1 protein-coding gene is annotated in these 314 nt (G+C 69.4%); it reads left to right on the top strand.

Translation table 11 applies throughout. The features are described from left to right. The coding region (locus APY03_RS26710) for an autotransporter-associated beta strand repeat-containing protein (RefSeq protein WP_157103466.1) at positions 1 to 314 on the top strand (314 nt) is incomplete at both ends.

Below are 314 nucleotides of genomic sequence, written 5' to 3'. Positions count from 1 at the left end.
GAACCTGGGCCGGGCCTCCACTGGCCTGGCCCTCGATGGCGGCACGCTGCGCACCACCGGCGCCTTCGCCACCGCGCGCAACATCAACCTCGGCAGCGACGGCGGCACCCTGCAGACGGATGCCGACCTCACGGCGAGCGGTACCGTCAGCGGCGTGGGGGTCCTCACCAAGACCGGCGCCGGGATGCTGACGCTCAGCGGCGAGAACAGCTACGACGGCGGCACCGACCTCAAGCAAGGCGGCATTGCCGTCGGCAACAACAGTGCTTTGGGTACCGGCGAACTCGCCATGCACGAAGGCACCACATTGCGCT

Origin of the sequence: Variovorax sp. WDL1 (assembly GCF_001541225.1) — a bacterium.
Taxonomy (GTDB): domain Bacteria; phylum Pseudomonadota; class Gammaproteobacteria; order Burkholderiales; family Burkholderiaceae_C; genus Variovorax.
This window is presented reverse-complemented; position numbering and strand designations above follow the sequence as displayed.